We start from the raw sequence: 19,279 nt of genomic DNA, 5'->3' as shown, positions 1-19,279 counted from the left end.
AGCTGTAGGCAGGTTCTTTATTAAGCACGATCAACAACCATCGATGTTTAACGCCGCCCTCGCCCACTCGTTGGTATAGCCCCCGCGCGCTTGAGGGTGTCGCTCGGCAGTTCTTTGAACAGCGCCCGGTAGCTGCTGGAAAAACGCCCCAGGTGCCAGAATGACCAGTGCATCGCCACTTCGGCCACGGTGGTCTGGCCGGGGTGGCTGCCGAGCAGTTCGCGGCGGGCGCTGTTGAGGCGGCGCAGGCGCAGCCATTGGGTCGGGGCCATGCCCGTGTAGGTCTTGAAAGCGTGTTGCAACTGGCGCAGGGAAACCCCGGCGACGTGGGACAATTCCAGCAGGTTGAGCTGTTCTTCCGGGGTATCGGCTGCCCACTCGCCCACCCGTTTCATGATCACCCGCTCACCTGCCCGGCGCTGCAATGCGCCCTGGTCGAGGCAGACGCAGGCGTTGTCGAGGATGAACAGGCAGTCGTCCAGCAGTTGCTGGGTCAGGGCTTCCCGGCTCGGTGGGTCGATGGTCTGGGACAAGCGGGTCAGGGTACCGCTGAGCCAGCGGCTGAACAGTGCGTTCTGCTGCGAGTTGAGCGGTGCCATGAACAGGCCTTCCAGGCGTTCGATGCTAACGCCCTGGCGCTGCAGGAACTGCGGACCGAAGACCACCGCCACTTCCTGGTAGTTCTCCGGGGTGATCCAGATGTTGCGGCTTTCACCGTTGAGCACATAAAGCGCGTTATCACTGCGGTCGAAACAGAACGCCAAGGCCCCCGGTGGCGCGCTGAAATTCTGCTCGACCCGGGTGTTCATGCACTCCTCGTAAATCTCTACCCCCTGCAAGTCCAGATAGCGCACCAGGCCGGCGAAGTGGCCGGGCGACATTTGCTGGTAGTGCTGCACCCACCCAGGGGTCGCGCGTATCTGGTCGGCGACGTCTGCGGTGTTGAAAGCCTGCACATGCAAGGGACTGGGCGCTGTCATGGGGGGATCCGCGCGCACTCTTTTGGTGCGCTTTAGGGCTGCTGAAAGTGGATAGATGGAACCGTAACGCTGGCCCAAGATAGTCGTCAACGCGCTACAGGGGAAGTCTCTGTGCACAGCAAGCCTGACTCTGGCGCGGATAAAACCAATAACGAGGTCTTTATGAACGCCCCTTTCGATCAGCTCTCCACCTGGCTGAAAGATCACAAGATTACCGAAGTCGAATGCGTGGTCACTGACCTGACCGGTATCGCTCGCGGCAAGATAGCGCCCACCAACAAGTTCCTGCATGAGCGAGGCATGCGCCTGCCGGAAAGTGTGCTGTTGCAAACGGTAACCGGGGACTTTGTCGACGACGACATCTACTACGACCTGCTCGACCCGGCCGACATCGACATGGTGTGCAAGCCGGTGTCCGACGCGGTCTACGTGATTCCATGGGCCATCGAGCCCACTGCGATCGTGATCCACGATACCTTCGACAAGTTCGGCAACCCGATCGAGCTGTCGCCGCGCAACGTGCTCAAGAAAGTCCTGCAGCTTTACACCGACAAAGGCTGGAAGCCGATCGTTGCCCCGGAAATGGAGTTCTACCTGACCCAGCGCTGCGAAGACCCGGACTTGCCACTCAAGGCGCCGCTGGGCCGTTCGGGCCGCGCCGAAAGCGGTCGGCAGTCGTTTTCCATCGATGCCGCCAACGAATTTGATCCCCTGTTCGAAGATGTCTACGACTGGTGCGAAGCCCAGGGCCTGGACCTCGACACGCTGATCCACGAAGACGGCCCGGCGCAAATGGAAATCAACTTCCGGCATGGCGACGCGCTGGACCTGGCCGACCAGATCACCGTGTTCAAGCGCACCCTGCGCGAAGCGGCGCTCAAGCACAACGTCACCGCCACCTTCATGGCCAAGCCGATCGGCGATGAGCCGGGCAGCGCCATGCACCTGCACCAGAGCGTGGTCGAGATCGCCACCGGCAAGCCGATCTTCGCCAATGAAGACGGCGGCATGAGCGAACTGTTCCTGCACCATATCGGCGGCCTGCAGAAGTACATTCCCAAGCTGCTGCCGATGTTCGCCCCCAACGTCAACTCGTTCCGCCGTTTCCTGCCGGACACCTCGGCGCCGGTGAACGTCGAATGGGGCGTGGAAAACCGCACCGTCGGCCTGCGGGTGCCGACCTCAAGCCCGGATGCGATGCGCGTGGAAAACCGCCTGCCCGGCGCCGATGCCAACCCTTACCTGGCCATTGCGGCCAGCCTGCTGTGCGGCTACCTGGGTATGGTCGAGCGCGTCGAGCCGAGCGCCGCCGTCGAGGGTCGGGCCTACGAACGACGCAACCTGCGCCTGCCGATCACCATCGAAGATGCCCTGGCGCACATGGAGAACTGCCCGACCATTGAAAGCTACCTGGGCAGCAAGTTCGTGCGCGGCTACGTCGCGGTGAAACGTGCCGAGCATGAAAACTTCAAGCGCGTGATCAGCTCCTGGGAGCGCGAGTTCCTGCTGCTGAGCGTCTGATTGCAAAGGTGGGAGCGAGCAAGCTCGCTCCTACAAAAGGTCCTACACATCGAAAACAATGATTCTAAGAGGTGTCGAATGCGTCTATTGAAATCCGTGGTACCCGTTACCCTGGGGCTGTTGTGCAGCGCTGTGGCCCACGCACAGCCCAGTGTCAGCGTGTACAACTGGACCGACTACATCGGCGAAACCACCCTCGCCGACTTCACCGCCAAGACCGGGGTCAAGGTCATCTATGACGTGTTCGACTCCAATGAAACCCTGGAAGGCAAGCTGCTCGCCGGTCGTACCGGCTACGACGTGGTGGTGCCGTCCAACCACTTCCTGGCGCGCCAGGTCAAGGCCGGGGCCTTCCTCAAGCTTGATCGCGAGCAGTTGCCCAACTGGAAGAACCTGGACCCGAAACTCTTGACCCTGCTGGAAAAGAACGACCCCGGCAACGCGCACTCGGTGCCCTACCTGTGGGGCACCAACGGCATCGGTTACAACGTCGACAAGATCAAACAGGTGCTGGGGGTTGACCATATCGACTCGTGGGCAGTGATGTTCGAACCCGAGAACCTGAAAAAACTCAGCCAGTGCGGCGTGTCGATGATGGATTCGGCCGATGAGGTGTACCCGGCCATCCTCAACTACATGGGGATGGACCCGCGCAGCGAAAAAGTCGAAGACTACAAAAAGGCCGAAGCCAAGCTGCTGACCATTCGCCCCTACATCACCTACTTCCACTCCTCCAAGTACGTCTCGGACCTGGCCAACGGTGATATCTGCATCGCCTTCGGTTATTCCGGCGACGTGTTCCAGGCCGCCAACCGGGCCAAGGAAGCGAAGAACGGGGTGAACATCGCCTACGCCATTCCCAAGGAAGGCAGCAACCTGTGGTTCGACCTGCTGGCGGTACCGGCCGATGCCAGCAACCCCAAGCAAGCCTACGAGTTCATCAACTACCTGCTGGACCCCGAGGTCATTGTCAAGGTCAGCGCCACCGTCGGCTACGCCAACCCGAATCCGGCCGCCAAGCCGTTCATGGAGGCCGAACTGGTGAACAACCCCGAGGTCTACCCGCCCCAGGCGGTGCTCGACAAACTGTACATTTCCACCACCCCGACGCCAGAAATCATGCGCCTGATGACTCGCTCGTGGAGCAAAGTGAAGTCCAACAAATGAACCAGGCCACTCAATTCAACCCGGACACCGAGCACGCCCGCTCCTACTACGCCGCCAGCGCCAAGGGCATGCGCCAGCGACCGGCGCTGGAGGCGGACCTGGAGGCGGATGTCTGCGTGATCGGCGGCGGTTTTACCGGGGTCAATACCGCCATTGAACTGGCCCAGCGCGGGCTCTCGGTGATCCTGCTGGAGGCTCGGCAGATCGGCTGGGGGGCCAGTGGGCGTAACGGCGGACAACTGATCCGCGGTGTCGGCCATGATGTCTCGGGATTTACCCGCTACATCGGCGAGGACGGCGTGCGTTACCTGGAACGCGCGGGGATCGAGTCGGTGCAGGTGGTGGCCGAGCGCATCCGCCAGCACGGCATCGACTGCGATCTGCGCTGGGGATTCTGCGAGCTGGCCAACACCGCAGCGCAGTTTGCCGCGTTCAAGGCGGAACAACAGAGCCTCCAGGCCCAGGGTTATGCCCATGAGACCCGGCTCGTGGCGGCGCAGGACATCGACCAGGTGGTCAACTCCAAGGTCTATGCCGGGGGGCTGGTGGACATGGGCTCGGGGCATCTGCACCCGCTGAACCTGGTGCTCGGCGAAGCGCAGGTCGCCGAGTCCCTGGGAGTGCGGATCTTCGAGCACAGCCCGGTGCTGGAGATCATTCACGGCACCACGGTCAAGGTGCGCAGTGCCAGCGGCTCGGTGCGCGCCGGCACACTGGTGCTGGCCTGCAATGCGCACCTGGAGGAGCTGGAGCCCAAGCTCAGCGGCAAAGTGCTGCCCGCCGGCAGCTACATCATCGCCACTGAACCGCTGTCGCAGCAGGCGGCGGATCAGTTGATCCCGCATAACCTGGCGCTGTGTGACCAGAAAGTCGGCCTGGACTATTACCGGTTATCCGCCGACCGGCGCTTGCTGTTTGGCGGTGCCTGTCATTATTCCGGGCGGGACCCGGCGGACATCAGCGCCTACATGAGGCCGCAGATGCTCAAGGTGTTCCCGCAGTTGGCCGATGTGCGCATCGACTATCAATGGGGTGGGCGCATCGGGATTTCCGCTAACCGTTTCCCGCAGATCGGCCGCCTGTCAGCGCACCCGAACGTGTATTACGCCCAGGGCTATTCCGGCCACGGCCTGAACGTCACCCACTGGTGCGCACGCCTGCTGGGCGAAGCGATCCATGCCGGACACAGCCAGGGTTTCGACGTGTTCAGCTCGGTGCCGCACCTGACCTTCCCCGGCGGCCGTGCATTGCGCGCCCCGCTGCTGGCGTTGGGTATGGCCTGGTATCGGATGAAGGAGATGCTCGGCTGACCGGCCAGCCTGCTTGTTCTGGCACGAACATCTATGTGGGATGCCTCTGTGGGAGCAGGCTGGCCCGCGATAGCGGTAGCGCCTGGCTGATTGTGCGCTAGGGTCACAGGTACCGCTTCGCTGGAGGACCCAAAGCCCATGCCCGGCATCGAACTGCTGCGCGCTCAGCGCGATGAGTTGGACAGCATCGAGAACCTGATGCAGTTCTACCTCTATGACTTCAGTGAATGGCTGCCGCTGACCCTCGCCGAGCGCGGCCTGTTCACTGTGCAACTGCCACCCGACTACTGGCGCAAGCCCGCCACCCAGCCATTCCTGATCCGGGTAGATGGAGCACTGGCCGGTTTTGTCACGGTGGACGATACGGCCCACCTGGCGGGGGTGGAGTTCAATATCAGCTATTTATTCGTCAGCCGCCGATACCGTGGCCAGGGCGTTGGCCGTCACGTGGTGGACGCACTGCTGCACCAGCTTCCCGGCTGCTGGCAGGTTTTCCACCTGGATGCCAACCAGGCGGCCAAGGCGTTCTGGGCCAGGGTCGTGCCGACGCTGGGCGCCAGTGAATTGAGCCAGCACCGGCTGCCGGTGGACGGTTACCCCTGCACCTTGTTCAAGTTCCGCATCCACTGACGGCTTCGACCTCAAGCCCGGCCGCTGACCGACCACCAGCGTGGCAACAACTGCTGGACTTTGGGCTCGGCGAATCGATCATCGATCAACATCACCAGCCCTTCATCCTGCTGGGTGCGAATCACCCGGCCGGCGGCCTGCACGACTTTTTGCACGCCGGGAAACAGGTAGGTGTAGTCATACCCATCGCCGAAAAGCGCCGCCATGCGCTGCTTCAACTGCTCATTGACCGGGTTCAACTGCGCCAGGCCCAGGGTCGCGATGAAGGCGCCAATCAGCCGTGCCCCGGGCAGGTCGATGCCCTCGCCAAACGCCCCGCCGAGTACGGCAAAACCGATGCCCTGGCCATGGGCGGTGAACTGCTCCAGAAACGCCTGGCGGCTGCGTTCGTCCATGCCCCGGGACTGTGACCATTGCTGGATGTGCGGGTGGCTATCGGCAAACAGTTGAGCCACCTGTTGTAGGTAATCGAAGCTGCTGAAAAACGCCAGGTAGTTGCCGGGGCGCTCGCTGAATTGGCGCGCCATCAAGTCGACGATGGGGGCCAGGGAGGCCTGGCGATGGACAAAACGGGTGGAAATCTGGCTGACGATCTGCACCTTGAGCTGGTCGGCATGAAATGGCGACTCGACGTCGATCCACACCGTCGCCGCAGGCAACCCCAGCAGGTCGCGGTAGTAGCGCTGCGGGCTGAGGGTCGCGGAGAACATCACCACGCTGCGCGCCGCGGTCAGTCTGGGGCGGATAAAGCCGGCCGGCACCACGTTGCGCAGGCACAGCAGCGCCAGGCTGCGCTGACCGCTGGACTGGCGTTTGCTGATGTCGAACACGAACTGTTCATCGAACAACTCCGCCACCCGGCAGAACTGCAACGCATCGAAGTAGAAACGCTGCACCTCGGCGTCCAGCCCTTGCGGGTGGTCGTTGAGGTAGTCACCGATGGCCGCGGTGCACAGCGACAGCGCCTGCAACAGTTTATCCGGCGCCTTGGCATAGGCCTGGTAAGGGCTGGTCTGCTCCTTGTGCAGCGCGTTCCACTCACGGTTGACCCGCTGCAGGCTTTTCTTCAGCACCTCGGGGGCGATTTTGCGCAGGGCGTTGAAACTGAATTGATCCAGGCTGGCGCTGTACATCTGCCGCCCGCGCTCCACCAGGTTGTGGGCCTCGTCCACCAGTACCGCCAGTTGCCACTGGTTGGCCTGGGCCAGACCGAACAACAGTGCGCTGAAATCAAAGTAGTAGTTGTAGTCGGCGACCACCAGGTCGGCCCAGCGCGCCATTTCCTGGCTCAGGTAGTACGGGCACACCTGGTGCGCCAGGGCGATCTGGCGCAGCGCCGCCTGATCGAGCAGGGTCACCTGGCTGGCAGCCTGGCGCGCGGCCGGCAAGCGGTCATAAAAGCCCTTGGCCAATGGGCAGGATTCCCCGTGGCAGGCCTTGTCCAGGTGCTCGCAGGCCTTGTCCCGGGCGACCATTTCCAGGACCCGCAAGGGCAGCCCCGGTGCGCTATCGACCAACACCTGCGCGGCATCCAGCGCCAGTTTGCGCCCTGGCGTCTTGGCGGTGAGAAACAGCACCTTGTCCAGTTTCCGCGGCGCCAGGGCCTTGAGCATCGGGAACAGGGTGCCGAGGGTCTTGCCGATGCCGGTGGTGGCCTGGGCCATGAGGCAGCGCCCGGTACTGACCGCCTTGAACACCGATTCCGCCAGGTGACGCTGGCCGGGGCGAAAGTCCGGGTGGGGAAACTGCAACGCCTGGGCCGCCAGATTGCGCGCCTCGCGATGGGCCAGCTCCTGCTCGGCCCAGGCCAGGAACAACTCGCACTGCTGGTTGAAGAAGGCGTGCAGCTCAAGTGCGCTGCAGGCTGACACCAGACTGGTCTCCTGCTCGCTGGCGATGTCGAAATACACCAGTGCCAGGTTGATCTCGGTCAGGTGCAGTTGCTGGCACAGCAACCAACCGTAGATTTTCGCCTGGGCCCAATGCAGTTGCCGGTGGTTGGCCGGCATCTGCTCCAGGTCGCCGCGGTAGGTCTTGATTTCTTCCAGGCGGTTTTGCGCCGGGTCATAACCGTCTGCCCTGCCCCGGACGCTCAACTGCCGGTACTGGCCTTGCACCGGCACTTCGTTCTGGTAGCCCGGACTGCGTCGCGCGGCCACGGTACGATGCCCGACGATGCCCTCCAGGGCCGTGGGTGATGGGGTGAAGCGCAGGTCGAGGTCGCCGCTCTTGGCGGTGAACTCACACAAGGCACGCACCGCGATGCTGTAGCTCACGCTCAAGGTAGTGCCCACTGCACGTAGCACACGGCGATGGGCATCTGATGGGCGTGGCAGAACTCCAGCCAGCGCAACTGGTTATCCTGCAGGCGATCACCCGGGCCCTTGACCTCGATCATCCGGTAGGTCTTTTGCTGCGGCCAGAACTGGATCAGGTCGGGCATGCCGGCGCGGTTGGCCTTGATGTCCTGCAACAGCCGCTCGAACCAGTGCCTGAGGTGTTCCGCCGGCAGGCAGAGCAATGCCTGCTCCAGCAGTTCCTCGGTCAGCGCCCCCCAGAACACGAAGGGCGATTGCACGCCCGCCTTGGCGTGAAAGCGCTGGCGAATGGTCGTGGCATAACGGCCATCGTCCAGTTCCCCCAGGCAGGCCTGGAACAGCTCAGCGCGACGGGCATGGAAATCCTCGCTCAGCAGGTCCACCGGCCCGCGCTGGAACGGGTGGAAGAACGCCCCGGGCAACGGCGCGAAGATCGCCGGCCAGCAGAGCAAGCCGAACAAGGAGTTGATCAGGCTGTTTTCAACGTAGTGCACCGGTGCCGCCGGGTCATCCAGGTGCGCCTGGACATGAAATTCCACCGACAACGCCGGGTCGACGCGCGGCAGGTTGAGGTCCAGGCGTTCGACTTCCCGTGGCTTGAGCCGTGGCGCCGGCGGCCCGCCGAGTTTGCGCCGCAAGCGCGGCAGCATTCGCAGCACTTGCTGCTGCTCGGCGGCACTTTGCGGGGCGAGCTCGGCCTGGGTCGCCAACTCCAGCGCCAGGGCATACTCGGCGCAGCGCTCCAGTACCCGGATCAGGCGCACCCTGGCGCCCGGGTAGTGGCACTGACGATAGATAGCCAGCGCTGCCGGCCAGTCGGCCAGGCGTTCGCAGTGTTGCCCGAGCAGGAACAGCAGTTTGTCGCGGCGTCTGTGCAGCCAGGGATTGGCGCTGTCCAGGGCGTGAATCCGGGCCACCACCTGGCTCACGTCCTCACCGCCTTCGAAAGCTTGCTGGCAGCCATGCAGGTAGAGAAATGCCTCGACGTCCTCACGGCTGCGCAAGCCCCGGGACTCGGCGCAGAACTCGACCTTTTCGTAGGTGTAGATGCCCAGGTCCGCCAGCACGAACTCCGACCAGTCCTGGTACAGGTTGCCGAAGAACATCAAGCGCAAGCGGTCGCACAGGTCCATGATGGTCAGGCTCAGGAGCCGATCATCCAGGGCCGGGTACCACTGGTGCAGGGTTTGCGGTTGGGGGAATGACTCACGCAAGGCGTCGAGCCAGGCGGCTTTTTTGGCTTTGGGCTGATCGATGGCCGCACCGAAGCAGGCGAGGATCTCGCCTTTGAGCAGCACCTCGAACACCTGGTCCAGGGTCAATGGCGCCTGATCGTCGACCCAGCCCAGTTCCAGCAACGGCTGCACCGCCAGCGCCGGCGCGCCGATTTCCGGGTACTGCAACTTGCCCAGGCGAAAGTGTTCGCCCTTGCGCATCACCATGCGCACCAGCAGCGCCTGGGACGCACGCGGCAACTGGCCGAAACGCTCGATGAACGCCTGCTCCTGCGGGCTCAGCACATCGGCATAACGCTGCTGCAGCCAGGCGAGTACCTGCTGAAAGTTAGTGAGGTAGTAGAACGGATCTTCGAGCGGATTGACGGTCACAGATAGAAAGGGCCATGGCAAACTGATACTGGTTATGCATACAGATAGCAGTTCAGCCGCGCCGCTGGCAAATGGAAAAGGATAAATGGGCGGGTTTTATCCATCGCACCGACCCTTTGATGAGGTTTTTTCCTGCTTTTTCAGGGCCTAAGCGAACTTTCCCGGGATAAGCGGGACCAAGGGCCTAGTGATATCGCGCCGCTGCTCATCGCATCAGGCCGATCAAGTGATTCTGGATTGAGAGGTTTTAGTATGAACATCCGTACGCTGTGCATGCCCCTGGCCGTGGCGGCCTTGCTGGCACTGGCAGGTTGCTCGACCCCAACGGTGGTGACCCTGCAGAACGGCACCCAATACCTGACCGAAGATATGCCGGACACCACAGGTGAAGACGGCTTTATCGAGTTCAAGGACATTTCCGGCGCGACGGTCAAGGTCAAGGCGGATGATGTCGCCACCATCCGCAAGGAAGATTAAACACTCAGCGCTGGGAGCTGGACCAGCCTGAGGCGCGCAAAGCCGGCAACAGCAACTCGGCCGTGAGTCCAGCCACGCGGCGGCCATCGTCACTGTCCATATCCTCGCCCGCCAGCAACGCATTGACGATCGCCTCCTCCACCGCTTCGGCCGCTGCGCTGAACAAGGCGGAAAGGTAGTCATTGTTGAGCATGGCCAGAGGCGTGCTCAAGGGCAGGTCTTTGCGCCCGTAGTCCGCAGGCGGCAGATCCTGGTTGCCGGTGGCGAAGGCCAGGAAGATGTCTCCGCTGGAGTCTTCGGTGCCGCCGCCGGTGCGGGCTATGCCGATGGAGGCGCGCTGGGCCAGGCGCTGGCACTGGTGCGGCAGCAGGGGCGCGTCGGTCGCGAGGATCACCACGATCGAGCCCATGCCAGGCGTGCCCTGGTGTTCGAAGGGCGATGGGCTTGGCGCCAACTGGCGGCCGACCGGGTAGCCGTCGATCCGCAGTTCACGGCGTTTGCCATGGTTGGCCTGGACCAGCGCACCGACGGTATAACCACCCTGCCCGACCGGCACTTGCCGCGACGACGTGCCGATACCGCCCTTGAACTCATGGCAGATCATCCCGGTGCCACCCCCGACCGCGCCCTCCGCCACGGGGCCGGCGCTGGCATTGGCGGCTGCCTCGGCCACGTGTTGGGGGCCTACATGCTGGCCCCAGATGTCATTGAGCACGCCATCGTAGGTCTCCATCACCACCGGCATGCACCAGTAGACCGCTGGGTCCGCGAGGCTGTCACGCTCCTGCGCCACCAGGGCATCACGCACCACACCGACGCTGTGGGTATTGGTGATGGCAATCGGGGTTGCCAACAGCCCGGCTTCACGAATCCATTCCAGCCCCGTGGCATCGCCGTTGCCGTTGAGCACATGGCAACCGGCGAAACACGGTTGCTGCCGTGCGTGACCGGCCCGTGGCTGGATCAACGTAACGCCGGTCCTGACCTGCTTGCCGTTGACTTCGTCACGCACGGTGCTGTGCCCGACCCGAACCCCCGGAACATCGGTGATGGCATTCAACGGCCCCGGCACGCCCAAGCCCAGGGTGATGCCCAATTCACGTGCTCGCATGTCCTCTCCTCAGCAATATTGATGCACCGGTTCGCACCGGCGAAGGACCGCTACTCTAGAGAACCCAGGCTGTCGCGCCCATTACCCCGTTGGGGTATGCCCCCCACAAGCACAGGCGCGCAATCCCCGACGGGATGTTGCCGATCAACTCCCGGTGCGGATCTTGTTCCACAGCCGGGTCCGAATCCGGTCGATGTTCAGGGGCATGGCTTGCAGGGCGAACAATTTGCCCATCATCTCCTCGCTTGGGTAGACCTTGGTGTCGTTCCTGATAGCCGGGTCGATCAGGCTGTCGGCCTGCTGGTTGCCGTTGGCGTAGTGCACATGGTTGCTGATGCTGGCCATGACGTCGGGGCGCAGCAGGTAGTTCATGAAGGCGTAGCCTTGTTTTTCGTCGGGCGCGTCGACGGGCATGGCCACCATGTCAAACCAGATCGCTGCGCCTTCCTTGGGGATCGCGTAGCCGATGTCCACGCCGTTGTTGGCTTCCCTGGCCCGGCTTTCGGCCTGCAGGATGTCCCCGGAGAAACCCACCGCAACGCAGATATCGCCGTTGGCCAGGTCACTGGTGTACTTGGAGGAATGGAAATAGCTGACGTAGGGCCGTACCTTCATCAGCAGTGCTTCGGCTTTCTTGTAGTCCGCCGGGTCCTGGCTGTGGTGGGGCAAGCCCAGGTAGTTCAAGGCCGCGGGCAGCAGTTCCGGGCCGTTATCGAGGATTGCCACGCCGCACTTCTGCAGCTTCTCCATGTATTCGGGCTTGAAGATCAGGTCCCAGGAATCCACGGGGGCGTTGTCCCCCAGCACCGCCTTGACCTTGGCAATGTTGTAGCCGATCCCAGTACTGCCCCACAGGTAGGGAAAGCCGTGCTCGTTGCCCGGGTCGTTGTCTTGCAGGGCCTTGAGCAACACGGGATTGAGGTTCTGCCAGTTGGGCAACTGGCTCTTGTCGAGCTTCTTCAGCGCCCCGCCGGCGATCTGCCGCGCCATGAAGTGGTTGGAGGGGAACACCACGTCATACCCCGATTGACCGGTCATCAGCTTCCCGTCGAGGGTTTCGTTGCTGTCGTAGACGTCATAGCTGAAACCGATGGCGGTTTCTTTCTGGAAGTTTTTCATCGTGTCCGGCGCGATGTAGTCCGACCAGTTGTAGACCTTTACGGTCTCGGCGGCCTGGCTGAGGGTCGCAGCCAGCATCAGCGGGGCCAGCATCAGGGGTGCACGGGGTATGCGGATCATGATTCGATTCCTGTTTGGCGTTTTTATTGGCAGGTCTTCGGTTGATCAGAGGATCAAAAAATCAATACGTAGGTCTTGCGCACCGTTTCCTCGATATCCCAGATCCCGGTGCTGTTGGCAGGCAGCATCAAGGCATCGCCGGCTTCTATCTGCAGCGGCTCGCCGTTATCCGGGGTGAAGGTGCAGCGACCCTGGACGAAGTGACAGAACTCTTGCGCGACGATCTGCCGCCGCCAGCGACCGGGGGTACACTCCCAGATCCCGGTTTCGACGCCGTCGCTGCGCTCAACGCTGGTGGTCGAGGTGACCGCCACCGGCGTACCGAGCGGAACGGCGACCGGGGCGGATTCCTGCAGCGGCACCTGATGGGTGTTCTTGAACTGGGTAATGCTCATGTCGATACCTGTGGGTGAGTGAAGCGCGTTTAGTGCATCAAGCCTTCCATGAACCCCGCCACCTGCGTGGCAAGCTTGCGGCGCCAGGGCGCGCTGTGCGGGTCGGCCAGGACGCGATCTTCATGGATGAAGCTGCGGATGATCGCGTTGTAGCCCAGCCAGCGCAGCGGCTCCGGCTCCCAGGCGCGCAGCGCGTCGAGGCCGCCCTGGGGGATGACCCAGGGCTGGCGCACCAACTGGCTGTCGCGTTGCAGGATCAGGTCGGCCAGGGTTCGGCCACCAAGGTTGCTGGCGCCGACGCCTTCACCGCCATAACCGCCCGACAGGGCAATGCCGCTGCGCACGTCGCACAGCATGTGCGGCTTGAAGTTGCGCGACATACCGAGGTTGCCGCCCCAGGAATGGGTGATCTGCACATTCTTGAGCTGCGGGAACAATTCACCGAACAGGTAGCGCCGCAGCTCGACCTCACTGCGGGTCAGGTCGAAGTTGTGCCGCAGTTGACCGGCGAACTGGTAACCGCCTCTGGCGCCGAACACCAAGCGATTGTCGGCCGTACGCTGGCCATAGGTGACCTGGCGGCTGCTTTCGCTGAAGGCTTGGCCGCGGCTCAGGCCGATTTCGTCCCAGGTCGCTGCGGACAAAGGCTCGGTGGCGACCAGCAGGCTCTGCACCGGCAATTGATAACGGCCCAGCGGGGCCAGCGTCACGGCATACCCCTCCACCGCCGGCACCACCCAGCGCGCACGCACGCTGGCCTTGGCGGTGCGCACGCTGCCCGACTGCCAGGCGGTCACGGGGCTGTTTTCGTAGATATTCACCCCCATGCGCTCCACGGTGCGTGCCAGGCCCCGCACCAGCTTGGCCGGGTGGATCGTCGCGCAGTGCGGCGCATAGATGCCACCATAGGGCCTGGCCACCCGGATCTGCTGGTTGAGCTGCTCGGGGGTCAACCAGCGATAGTCGGACTGATTCAAGCCCTGGGCATAGAGCCCGTCCAGATACTGGCGCAGGCTGTGCGCCTGCTCGGGATAACGGGCGGCGCAATACAGCACCCCGCCCTTGCGGTAATCGCAGTCGATGCCTTCTCGTTCGATGACGATCGCCACCTCATCGGGAATGCTGTGCAGCAAGTCGAAGGAGGCCCGCCGTTGTTCGGCGGGCAATCCGGCCAGCAGGCGGTCTTCGCCCAGCAGGTTACCCATCAGCCAGCCGCCATTGCGGCCCGAAGCGCCGAACCCGGCGGTTTGCGCCTCGACGATGGCGATGTTCAGCTCGGGAGCCTGCCGCTTGAGGTAGTAAGCGGTCCAGAGGCCGGTGTACCCGGCACCGATGATCACCACATCGACATCCAGCTCGTGCTCAAGGGCGGGCCGCGGCAGCAGCGGCTCCTCGAGCTGGTCCATCCACAAACTGATCGTGCGCCACGCCGGCATGCAAGTCTCCGCCCTTCAAGTTTCGATGGCGTCGATCCTAGTGGTTGGCTCAGGGCTTGTCTTGCGCGCGTGCACGCAAAGAAATCTGTTTGACGTAGGCCTTGGGCGACAGCCCGGTGTGCTGGCGAAAACAGCTGTAGAACGCCGATAACGAGTTGAACCCGGCGGCAAACGCCAGCTCGTCGATGCGCACCGGGGGCGTGGCCCGGTCCAGCGCCGCCAGCAGATGCTGCAATCGCGCCTGGTTGACGTAGCGGTAGAAGCTTTGCCCCAGGACCTGATTGAGCAGGTAGGAAATCTGGTTGCGGCTGTAACCGCACTCCTCGGCCACCCGTTGCAGGTCCAGTTGCGGATCGAGATAGGCTTGCTGGCGCTCGAAGTACTGCTGCAGGTCCTGGGCCATGAAACTCAACTGCCGGGGAGACAGCCCCAGCCGACTGGCCGCCGGGCGCGGAGTTCCCGGCGCCTGGCTGTCGCGCTGCTCGTGAACCAGGGAAGCGTATTCGTTGACGCGCCAGATCAGCCCGTCACGCACGGTGATTGCCTCGCTGGAGCGAAACGACACCAGCCCTTCACCGCCGCGCAAGGTCATGCGGTACTGGATGAACGCGGTGTCGCCATCCAGGCGGATGCGGTCCGAATGCTCCAGCGCCTCCTCGGGATCACGGGGCATGCTGCTGCGCACGTACTCGCGCAGTTCGCTCAAGCCCAGGACCCGGTTCTGGAAAAAGTCGTGGTACTGGATATCCGGGTGATACAGCGCCATCACCCCGTCCAGGTCGCGGTGCTTCCAGCACAGGTGATAACGCAGCACGGTTTCGCCAGTGGCCTGGGTCAACAACGGGCCATCTTCTGGGGCAGGCATAGGGCACTCGACGGCATAAAGTACCGAGCTTGCCGAACTTGCCCGAAGGCTTCAATGGTCATGGGCAACGCGCGAACGTGATCCAGCGCATAAAAACCGCATTCAATCGCCAAATGGCCTGAAAAACCCAGTAACCGCAGGCTGAACGAATGCTACTTTTATCCACTCAACCGGTGGAGCCACAGAAGGCTCTCTCTCCTGTCATGAGCTAACGGAAGCGCTCGATCACCCAGGTGGGCAACAGATGAACAAGGCTTCACAGAGTAAGGTCACCTTTCCCAACGCCTGCCAGTTGATGCGCTGGCATTTTCATCCCGTGGGCTTCGAGGCCAACATGGATGCGCCGGGGAGCATGATCGCCCGGCTGTTCGACCGCGTCAGCGGCGAGACGCTTTTGGCCATTGCCGGGATTCCCTGCGCCACCGTGATGAACGCAGCAGATGTGGAGCGCATCATCGAAGCCGTGGAGGATGAACTCGAAGCCTTCATCCCCTCCCAGGCGCTCAAGCGTTACGCCTGAACCGCCAATCCTGATGACCTTGAACCTGTGGGCGCGAGCCTGCTCGCGATGATCCTGAGATCGCCCTGGCTGTCAGGCCAATCGCGTTAGCGTTGACGAACGTCGCGAGCCGACGGAGCGCCGCCCGACTCGCTCCCACCCGCACTGCCCGCACCGGTGCGTTGATCGGCAAAGAACGGCTTGGCGGCGATTCGGTCGGACGCCCGCGGCATGTTGACCATTGGTCCCTCCTGAGCATCGACGTACCAGTAGCAATGGCTGACCGCACGGGTGATGCCGACATACGCCAGGCGCAGGATTTCGTCTTTCTGCGCGCTGTCGTACGGTTCTACATCACCGTCCTTGCCCAGTCCCGCCATCCGATAGACCTGGTTCTTGTAGGGCGAACTGGTCAGGTGCTGGCAGTCCCCCAGCAGGAACACCGCATCCGCCTGCAGCCCCTTGGCACTGTGATAGGTCAACTGCTTGAGGCGTCGGGCCTCATACGGCAAGCTAGAATCAACATTAACTACAGATGAAATATGTTTCTCTATCAATAGCTTATCGCTACTTTTTCGATACAACATTAAGATCGAATCACCCTTCTGGTAGTGCTCCGTGAGGCGCTGGCCCAGCGCGGCCTCGTCACGATCATGGATCTGTACCGGCAGCAACGGCCCCGCCTGCCCGCACGCCTTGGCCTTCTTGCCCGGGATCGCCGGGGCGGCGCGCACGATATGCTCGGCCGCATCAATGATGTACTGGTGGCTACGGTAGTTGTCGCTGAGCATCACCCGGGTGGTGGTGGGTGACGGGAATTGCTGGCTGAACTCCATGAAGTACTTGGGCGAACTGCCGCGCCAGCCGTAGATCGATTGCCAGTCATCACCCACGCACAGCAGCGAAGAACGCTGGGCCCCACGGCCGACATGCATGGCCGGCCCGCGGCGACGGATCTCGCCTAGCGTGGCCCGCAACCAGGAGACGATCTGCGGCGAAACGTCCTGGAATTCGTCGATCATCAGGTGCGACATCGGTCGCAGCAGTTCATCGCTGAGCAGCCTGAGGTTTTCCGGCGAGTGTTCGCTGAACAGGGCGAACATGCGGTTGTAGGTCATCACGGGCGGCTTCTGGTCCAGCAGATGATCCTCGAAGGCCCGCCAGAACAGACTCAGTGCCTCGAAGAAAAACCGGTCTGGGTCGTCCTTGGCAAAGGACATCTGCCCCACGGCGGCGGGCACGTCCAGGCCCAGGTTCTCGATAAAGCTGGCGGCGCCGACAAAACAGTCGAGCAACGGCGCACTGGCCAGTTCGCCCTTGACCTTGTAGTCGAACCCGGGACCGGCGCTGGCATCCCCAGCCAGGGTGGCCAGGACCCGCTTTGAAGACTGATAACTATCCAACCAAATCAATGGTTTACGGCAGAAAGCTTGAAACAGGGTGCGCTTTACCGCCCATTCTGCGCGCACCGTGAGCTTGGCGTTGGGGCGGCTCACCTGGGGATTTTCCTGGGGGTCGAAGCCCAACACCACCCAGGCGTCCAAGCTCGGGATGTAGCCGTGACAATGGAAGGTCGCGCCATTGATCTCGAATGCCTGCCGGCTGGGCTCGATGCCCTTGATCGGCCAGGCGCCGGCCCGCAGCCACAGGTCCTCGACGACATCACACAGCTCTTCATCGCGCTTGGCCGCCAGTTCCGTCACCGCCATGCGCTTTTGCACATCCGGGTGGTCGCGCTCCAGCTCCTTGAGCTGTAAAGCGTGCCGCGACAGTGGCGTGATCAACTCACGAAAGCGCAGGTTGTCGGTAAACAGTCGGTGAAAACAGGCGTTGAGTTGTTGGCGCTGGCTGTCGTTGATCCGCAGGTCGAAGGGGTTGCTGTCGACCTGCGTGTCATCCAGCAGCGTGCGCTCGCTGAGGTTTTCAAAGGCTTGCAGGCGCTCGAAGCCCGGCAGACTGCGAACCATCGGCAAAATCCGTGAATGGAAGGTGCGCACCAGGTCGCGCGCGTCTTTTTGCGACAGCGCCCGGCCCCACAGGGCGTATAGGGCAATCAGCTTGTTGATGAAGTCCTTGCGCGACTCCCGGGTAAAGGTCACCACGGTCAGGGAGTCCAGCTCGAAGCCCAGGTACTGGGTCAGCAGCACAATGCGCAATGCCAGGGTGCTCGACTTGCCGGCGCCCGCCCCGGCGATCACCGAGGTGGACGGCGTGTCGCTGAAGATCATCTTCCACTGCGCGGCGCTGGGTTGCGCGGCGGCCGGCAGCAGGCGCGCGACATCGGCCTTGACGCGCTTCTTCAGCTCAGCACTCAAGGGCAGCCGCCAGTCGTCGAACAGGTGCTCGTCGACCTTGGGGGCCGGGTGCTCCGTGCAGCGGCTATCGCGAATCAGCAGGACCTGGCGCCCTTCTTCCAACCCCTCGGCCCGCCCTTCCTGGTATCCGTAATCCACCCCGGCGGTATGTCCGCTGCGAAAGCCGTCGGCCTGACCGTGCAACCAGGACGCCCGATGCTGGGCGCGCAAACGGGTCAGTCCATGGCCAAAAAAGCGTGCGGCCAGGCGCTTGAACAACGGCATCTCGGCCAGGGGCAAAAGCTCGGGGGGAAGATCGGGGGTGTGTCGCGGCACGCTGACTCCAGGGTGTGAGGCTGTTGCGGGCTATGGTGTCTGCATTTGCCGATGAGTTCTAGTCAAATGCTTATCCATCATTGGTTTAAGTGATGAAGTGAAGGTGCTGCGCAAGCAAGCGGCCCCCATAAATATCGAACTGATAGATAGGTTTGAAGGAGTTTTTACGCTTTTTATCGATTTATACCTGGTGGAAGATGCACGCCATCAACCACCGGTTCTCGTTGTATGACGAACCTTTCAGGAGACGATCATGCTTGAACTCAGACCCTTCACCTCCCTGGGCGGCGCAAACCACGGCTGGCTCGACGCCCACCATCACTTCTCGTTTGCCGAGTACTACGATCCCACGCGTATGAACTGGGGCAACCTGCGTGTGTGGAACGACGATGTGATCGCGCCGGGCACCGGCTTCCCCAGACACCCGCACCGGGACATGGAAATCATTACCTACGTTCGCGAAGGCGCCATCAGCCACGAAGACAACCTGGGCAACAAGGGCCGTACTGAAGCCGGCGACGTCCAGGTGATGAGTGCCGGGACCGGGATCACCCACAGCGAGTACAACCTGGAGTCGACGGCGACCCGGATCTTCCAGATCTGGATCATCCCCAACGAGGCCGGTTCGGCTCCGTCCTGGGGCGCCAAGCCTTTTCCCAAGGGCCAGCGCGAAGGCTTCGTGACCCTGGCCAGCGGCAAGGCCGGCGATGACCAGAGCCTGCGTATCCGCGCCGATGCACGCTTGGTGGCGGCCAACCTGAAAGCCGGGGAAAGCGCCGAATACGCGCTGGATAACGGCCGCCGGGCGTACCTGGTACCGGCCACGGGGGTCATTGAAGTCAATGGCTTGCGCGCTGAAGCTCGAGACGGTGTGGCGGTTGCCGAGGAGCGGGTATTGCGGGTCACCGCGATCGAGGACAGTGAGATTGTCCTGGTGGACCTGGCCTGACATCTTCCCCGGGGCGGCCTCTGGGCCGACCGGGGTGTTGGATTAGACAGAGTACATATCCATTCTTGCGGTAACGGCCTCCTATGGTTCCGCTTTTACAGCGGCTCACTTTTGGAGGAGCCCAAAAGTAAGCAAAAGGCTCATG

The 19,279-nt window shown here is 62.6% G+C and carries 16 protein-coding genes; 7 read left to right on the top strand and 9 right to left on the bottom strand.

Annotation, left to right across the window (positions count from 1 at the left end; all coding sequences use genetic code 11):
* Positions 1-47 precede the first annotated feature (47 nt).
* Complete coding sequence (locus tag H7995_RS27185; RefSeq protein ID WP_185819227.1) at positions 48-980, bottom strand: helix-turn-helix domain-containing protein; 933 nt, start codon at positions 978-980, stop codon at positions 48-50.
* A 162-nt stretch (positions 981-1,142) separates the two neighbouring features.
* Here H7995_RS27185 and H7995_RS27180 point away from each other — a divergent pair, with 162 nt between their 5' ends.
* From H7995_RS27180 to H7995_RS27165, 4 genes are all read left to right on the top strand, one after another.
* Positions 1,143-2,501: a glutamine synthetase family protein gene (locus H7995_RS27180; RefSeq protein WP_166592614.1), complete on the top strand. Its 1,359-nt coding sequence runs from the start codon at positions 1,143-1,145 to the stop codon at positions 2,499-2,501.
* 78 nt (positions 2,502-2,579) lie between these two features.
* Positions 2,580-3,668, top strand: coding sequence for a polyamine ABC transporter substrate-binding protein (locus H7995_RS27175; RefSeq protein WP_185819226.1), 1,089 nt, complete (start codon positions 2,580-2,582; stop codon positions 3,666-3,668).
* Positions 3,665-4,978 (top strand): NAD(P)/FAD-dependent oxidoreductase, encoded by a 1,314-nt coding sequence (locus tag H7995_RS27170; RefSeq protein ID WP_185819225.1) that lies wholly within the window; start codon positions 3,665-3,667, stop codon positions 4,976-4,978. The genes H7995_RS27175 and H7995_RS27170 overlap by 4 nt, the downstream gene beginning before the upstream one ends.
* 138 nt (positions 4,979-5,116) lie before the next feature.
* Positions 5,117-5,608: a GNAT family N-acetyltransferase gene (locus H7995_RS27165; RefSeq protein ID WP_166592611.1), complete on the top strand. Its 492-nt coding sequence runs from the start codon at positions 5,117-5,119 to the stop codon at positions 5,606-5,608.
* Between the two features lie 11 nt (positions 5,609-5,619).
* Here H7995_RS27165 and H7995_RS27160 read toward each other — a convergent pair whose 3' ends face one another.
* Together H7995_RS27160 and H7995_RS27155 are read right to left on the bottom strand one after the other, a co-directional pair.
* Positions 5,620-7,884 (bottom strand): helicase C-terminal domain-containing protein, encoded by a 2,265-nt coding sequence (locus tag H7995_RS27160; RefSeq protein ID WP_185819228.1) that lies wholly within the window; start codon positions 7,882-7,884, stop codon positions 5,620-5,622.
* A gap of 2 nt (positions 7,885-7,886) precedes the next feature.
* Positions 7,887-9,533 carry a VRR-NUC domain-containing protein gene (locus tag H7995_RS27155; RefSeq protein ID WP_185819224.1) on the bottom strand — a complete coding sequence of 549 codons (1,647 nt, stop codon included), beginning with the start codon at positions 9,531-9,533 and terminating at the stop codon, positions 7,887-7,889.
* Positions 9,534-9,785: 252 nt separating this feature from the next.
* Between H7995_RS27155 and H7995_RS27150 the strand changes: the two genes are divergently transcribed.
* Entirely contained in the window at positions 9,786-10,010 is a 225-nt protein-coding gene (locus tag H7995_RS27150) for a YgdI/YgdR family lipoprotein (protein WP_166592609.1), read from the top strand.
* 4 nt (positions 10,011-10,014) lie between these two features.
* Here the strand turns inward: H7995_RS27150 and H7995_RS27145 are convergent, their stop codons facing one another.
* The 5 genes from H7995_RS27145 to H7995_RS27125 all read right to left on the bottom strand — a co-directional run bounded on the left by H7995_RS27145 (position 10,015) and on the right by H7995_RS27125 (position 15,056).
* Positions 10,015-11,121 (bottom strand): DmpA family aminopeptidase, encoded by a 1,107-nt coding sequence (locus tag H7995_RS27145; protein ID WP_182340299.1) that lies wholly within the window; start codon positions 11,119-11,121, stop codon positions 10,015-10,017.
* A 144-nt stretch (positions 11,122-11,265) separates the two neighbouring features.
* Positions 11,266-12,360 carry a polyamine ABC transporter substrate-binding protein gene (locus H7995_RS27140; RefSeq protein ID WP_166592607.1) on the bottom strand — a complete coding sequence of 365 codons (1,095 nt, stop codon included), beginning with the start codon at positions 12,358-12,360 and terminating at the stop codon, positions 11,266-11,268.
* Positions 12,361-12,413: 53 nt separating this feature from the next.
* Complete coding sequence (locus H7995_RS27135) at positions 12,414-12,755, bottom strand: cupin domain-containing protein (protein WP_182340297.1); 342 nt, start codon at positions 12,753-12,755, stop codon at positions 12,414-12,416.
* Between the two features lie 29 nt (positions 12,756-12,784).
* Entirely contained in the window at positions 12,785-14,191 is a 1,407-nt protein-coding gene (locus H7995_RS27130; protein WP_185819223.1) for an NAD(P)/FAD-dependent oxidoreductase, read from the bottom strand.
* A gap of 49 nt (positions 14,192-14,240) precedes the next feature.
* Positions 14,241-15,056: a helix-turn-helix domain-containing protein gene (locus H7995_RS27125; RefSeq protein ID WP_182340293.1), complete on the bottom strand. Its 816-nt coding sequence runs from the start codon at positions 15,054-15,056 to the stop codon at positions 14,241-14,243.
* 244 nt (positions 15,057-15,300) lie between these two features.
* Here H7995_RS27125 and H7995_RS27120 point away from each other — a divergent pair, with 244 nt between their 5' ends.
* Complete coding sequence (locus H7995_RS27120; protein ID WP_166592603.1) at positions 15,301-15,576, top strand: DUF1652 domain-containing protein; 276 nt, start codon at positions 15,301-15,303, stop codon at positions 15,574-15,576.
* Positions 15,577-15,662: 86 nt separating this feature from the next.
* Here H7995_RS27120 and H7995_RS27115 read toward each other — a convergent pair whose 3' ends face one another.
* Positions 15,663-18,185 (bottom strand): UvrD-helicase domain-containing protein, encoded by a 2,523-nt coding sequence (locus H7995_RS27115; protein ID WP_166592602.1) that lies wholly within the window; start codon positions 18,183-18,185, stop codon positions 15,663-15,665.
* Between the two features lie 253 nt (positions 18,186-18,438).
* On the opposite strand from H7995_RS27115, the gene H7995_RS27110 reads away from it, so the two are divergent.
* On the top strand, positions 18,439-19,134 hold the full coding sequence (locus H7995_RS27110; protein WP_166592601.1) for a pirin family protein: 696 nt from the start codon (positions 18,439-18,441) through the stop codon (positions 19,132-19,134).
* The last annotated feature ends 145 nt before the right edge of the window (positions 19,135-19,279 follow it).

Origin of the sequence: Pseudomonas kielensis (assembly GCF_014236655.1) — a bacterium.
GTDB classification, from domain to species: Bacteria; Pseudomonadota; Gammaproteobacteria; order Pseudomonadales; family Pseudomonadaceae; genus Aquipseudomonas; species Aquipseudomonas kielensis.
The sequence above is the reverse complement of the archived record's forward strand: the minus strand, read 5'-3'. Positions and strand labels throughout refer to the sequence as shown.

Coding starts and splice junctions, on each gene's coding strand:
- H7995_RS27170 (WP_185819225.1), top strand. CDS start 3,665: ATGAACCAGGCCACTCAATTCAACCCGGACACCGAGCACGCCCGCTCC.
- H7995_RS27165 (WP_166592611.1), top strand. CDS start 5,117: ATGCCCGGCATCGAACTGCTGCGCGCTCAGCGCGATGAGTTGGACAGC.
- H7995_RS27140 (WP_166592607.1), bottom strand. CDS start 12,360: ATGATCCGCATACCCCGTGCACCCCTGATGCTGGCCCCGCTGATGCTG.
- H7995_RS27110 (WP_166592601.1), top strand. CDS start 18,439: ATGCTTGAACTCAGACCCTTCACCTCCCTGGGCGGCGCAAACCACGGC.
- H7995_RS27180 (WP_166592614.1), top strand. CDS start 1,143: ATGAACGCCCCTTTCGATCAGCTCTCCACCTGGCTGAAAGATCACAAG.
- H7995_RS27120 (WP_166592603.1), top strand. CDS start 15,301: ATGAACAAGGCTTCACAGAGTAAGGTCACCTTTCCCAACGCCTGCCAG.
- H7995_RS27130 (WP_185819223.1), bottom strand. CDS start 14,191: ATGCCGGCGTGGCGCACGATCAGTTTGTGGATGGACCAGCTCGAGGAG.
- H7995_RS27135 (WP_182340297.1), bottom strand. CDS start 12,755: ATGAGCATTACCCAGTTCAAGAACACCCATCAGGTGCCGCTGCAGGAA.
- H7995_RS27150 (WP_166592609.1), top strand. CDS start 9,786: ATGAACATCCGTACGCTGTGCATGCCCCTGGCCGTGGCGGCCTTGCTG.
- H7995_RS27125 (WP_182340293.1), bottom strand. CDS start 15,056: ATGCCTGCCCCAGAAGATGGCCCGTTGTTGACCCAGGCCACTGGCGAA.
- H7995_RS27175 (WP_185819226.1), top strand. CDS start 2,580: ATGCGTCTATTGAAATCCGTGGTACCCGTTACCCTGGGGCTGTTGTGC.
- H7995_RS27185 (WP_185819227.1), bottom strand. CDS start 980: ATGACAGCGCCCAGTCCCTTGCATGTGCAGGCTTTCAACACCGCAGAC.
- H7995_RS27145 (WP_182340299.1), bottom strand. CDS start 11,121: ATGCGAGCACGTGAATTGGGCATCACCCTGGGCTTGGGCGTGCCGGGG.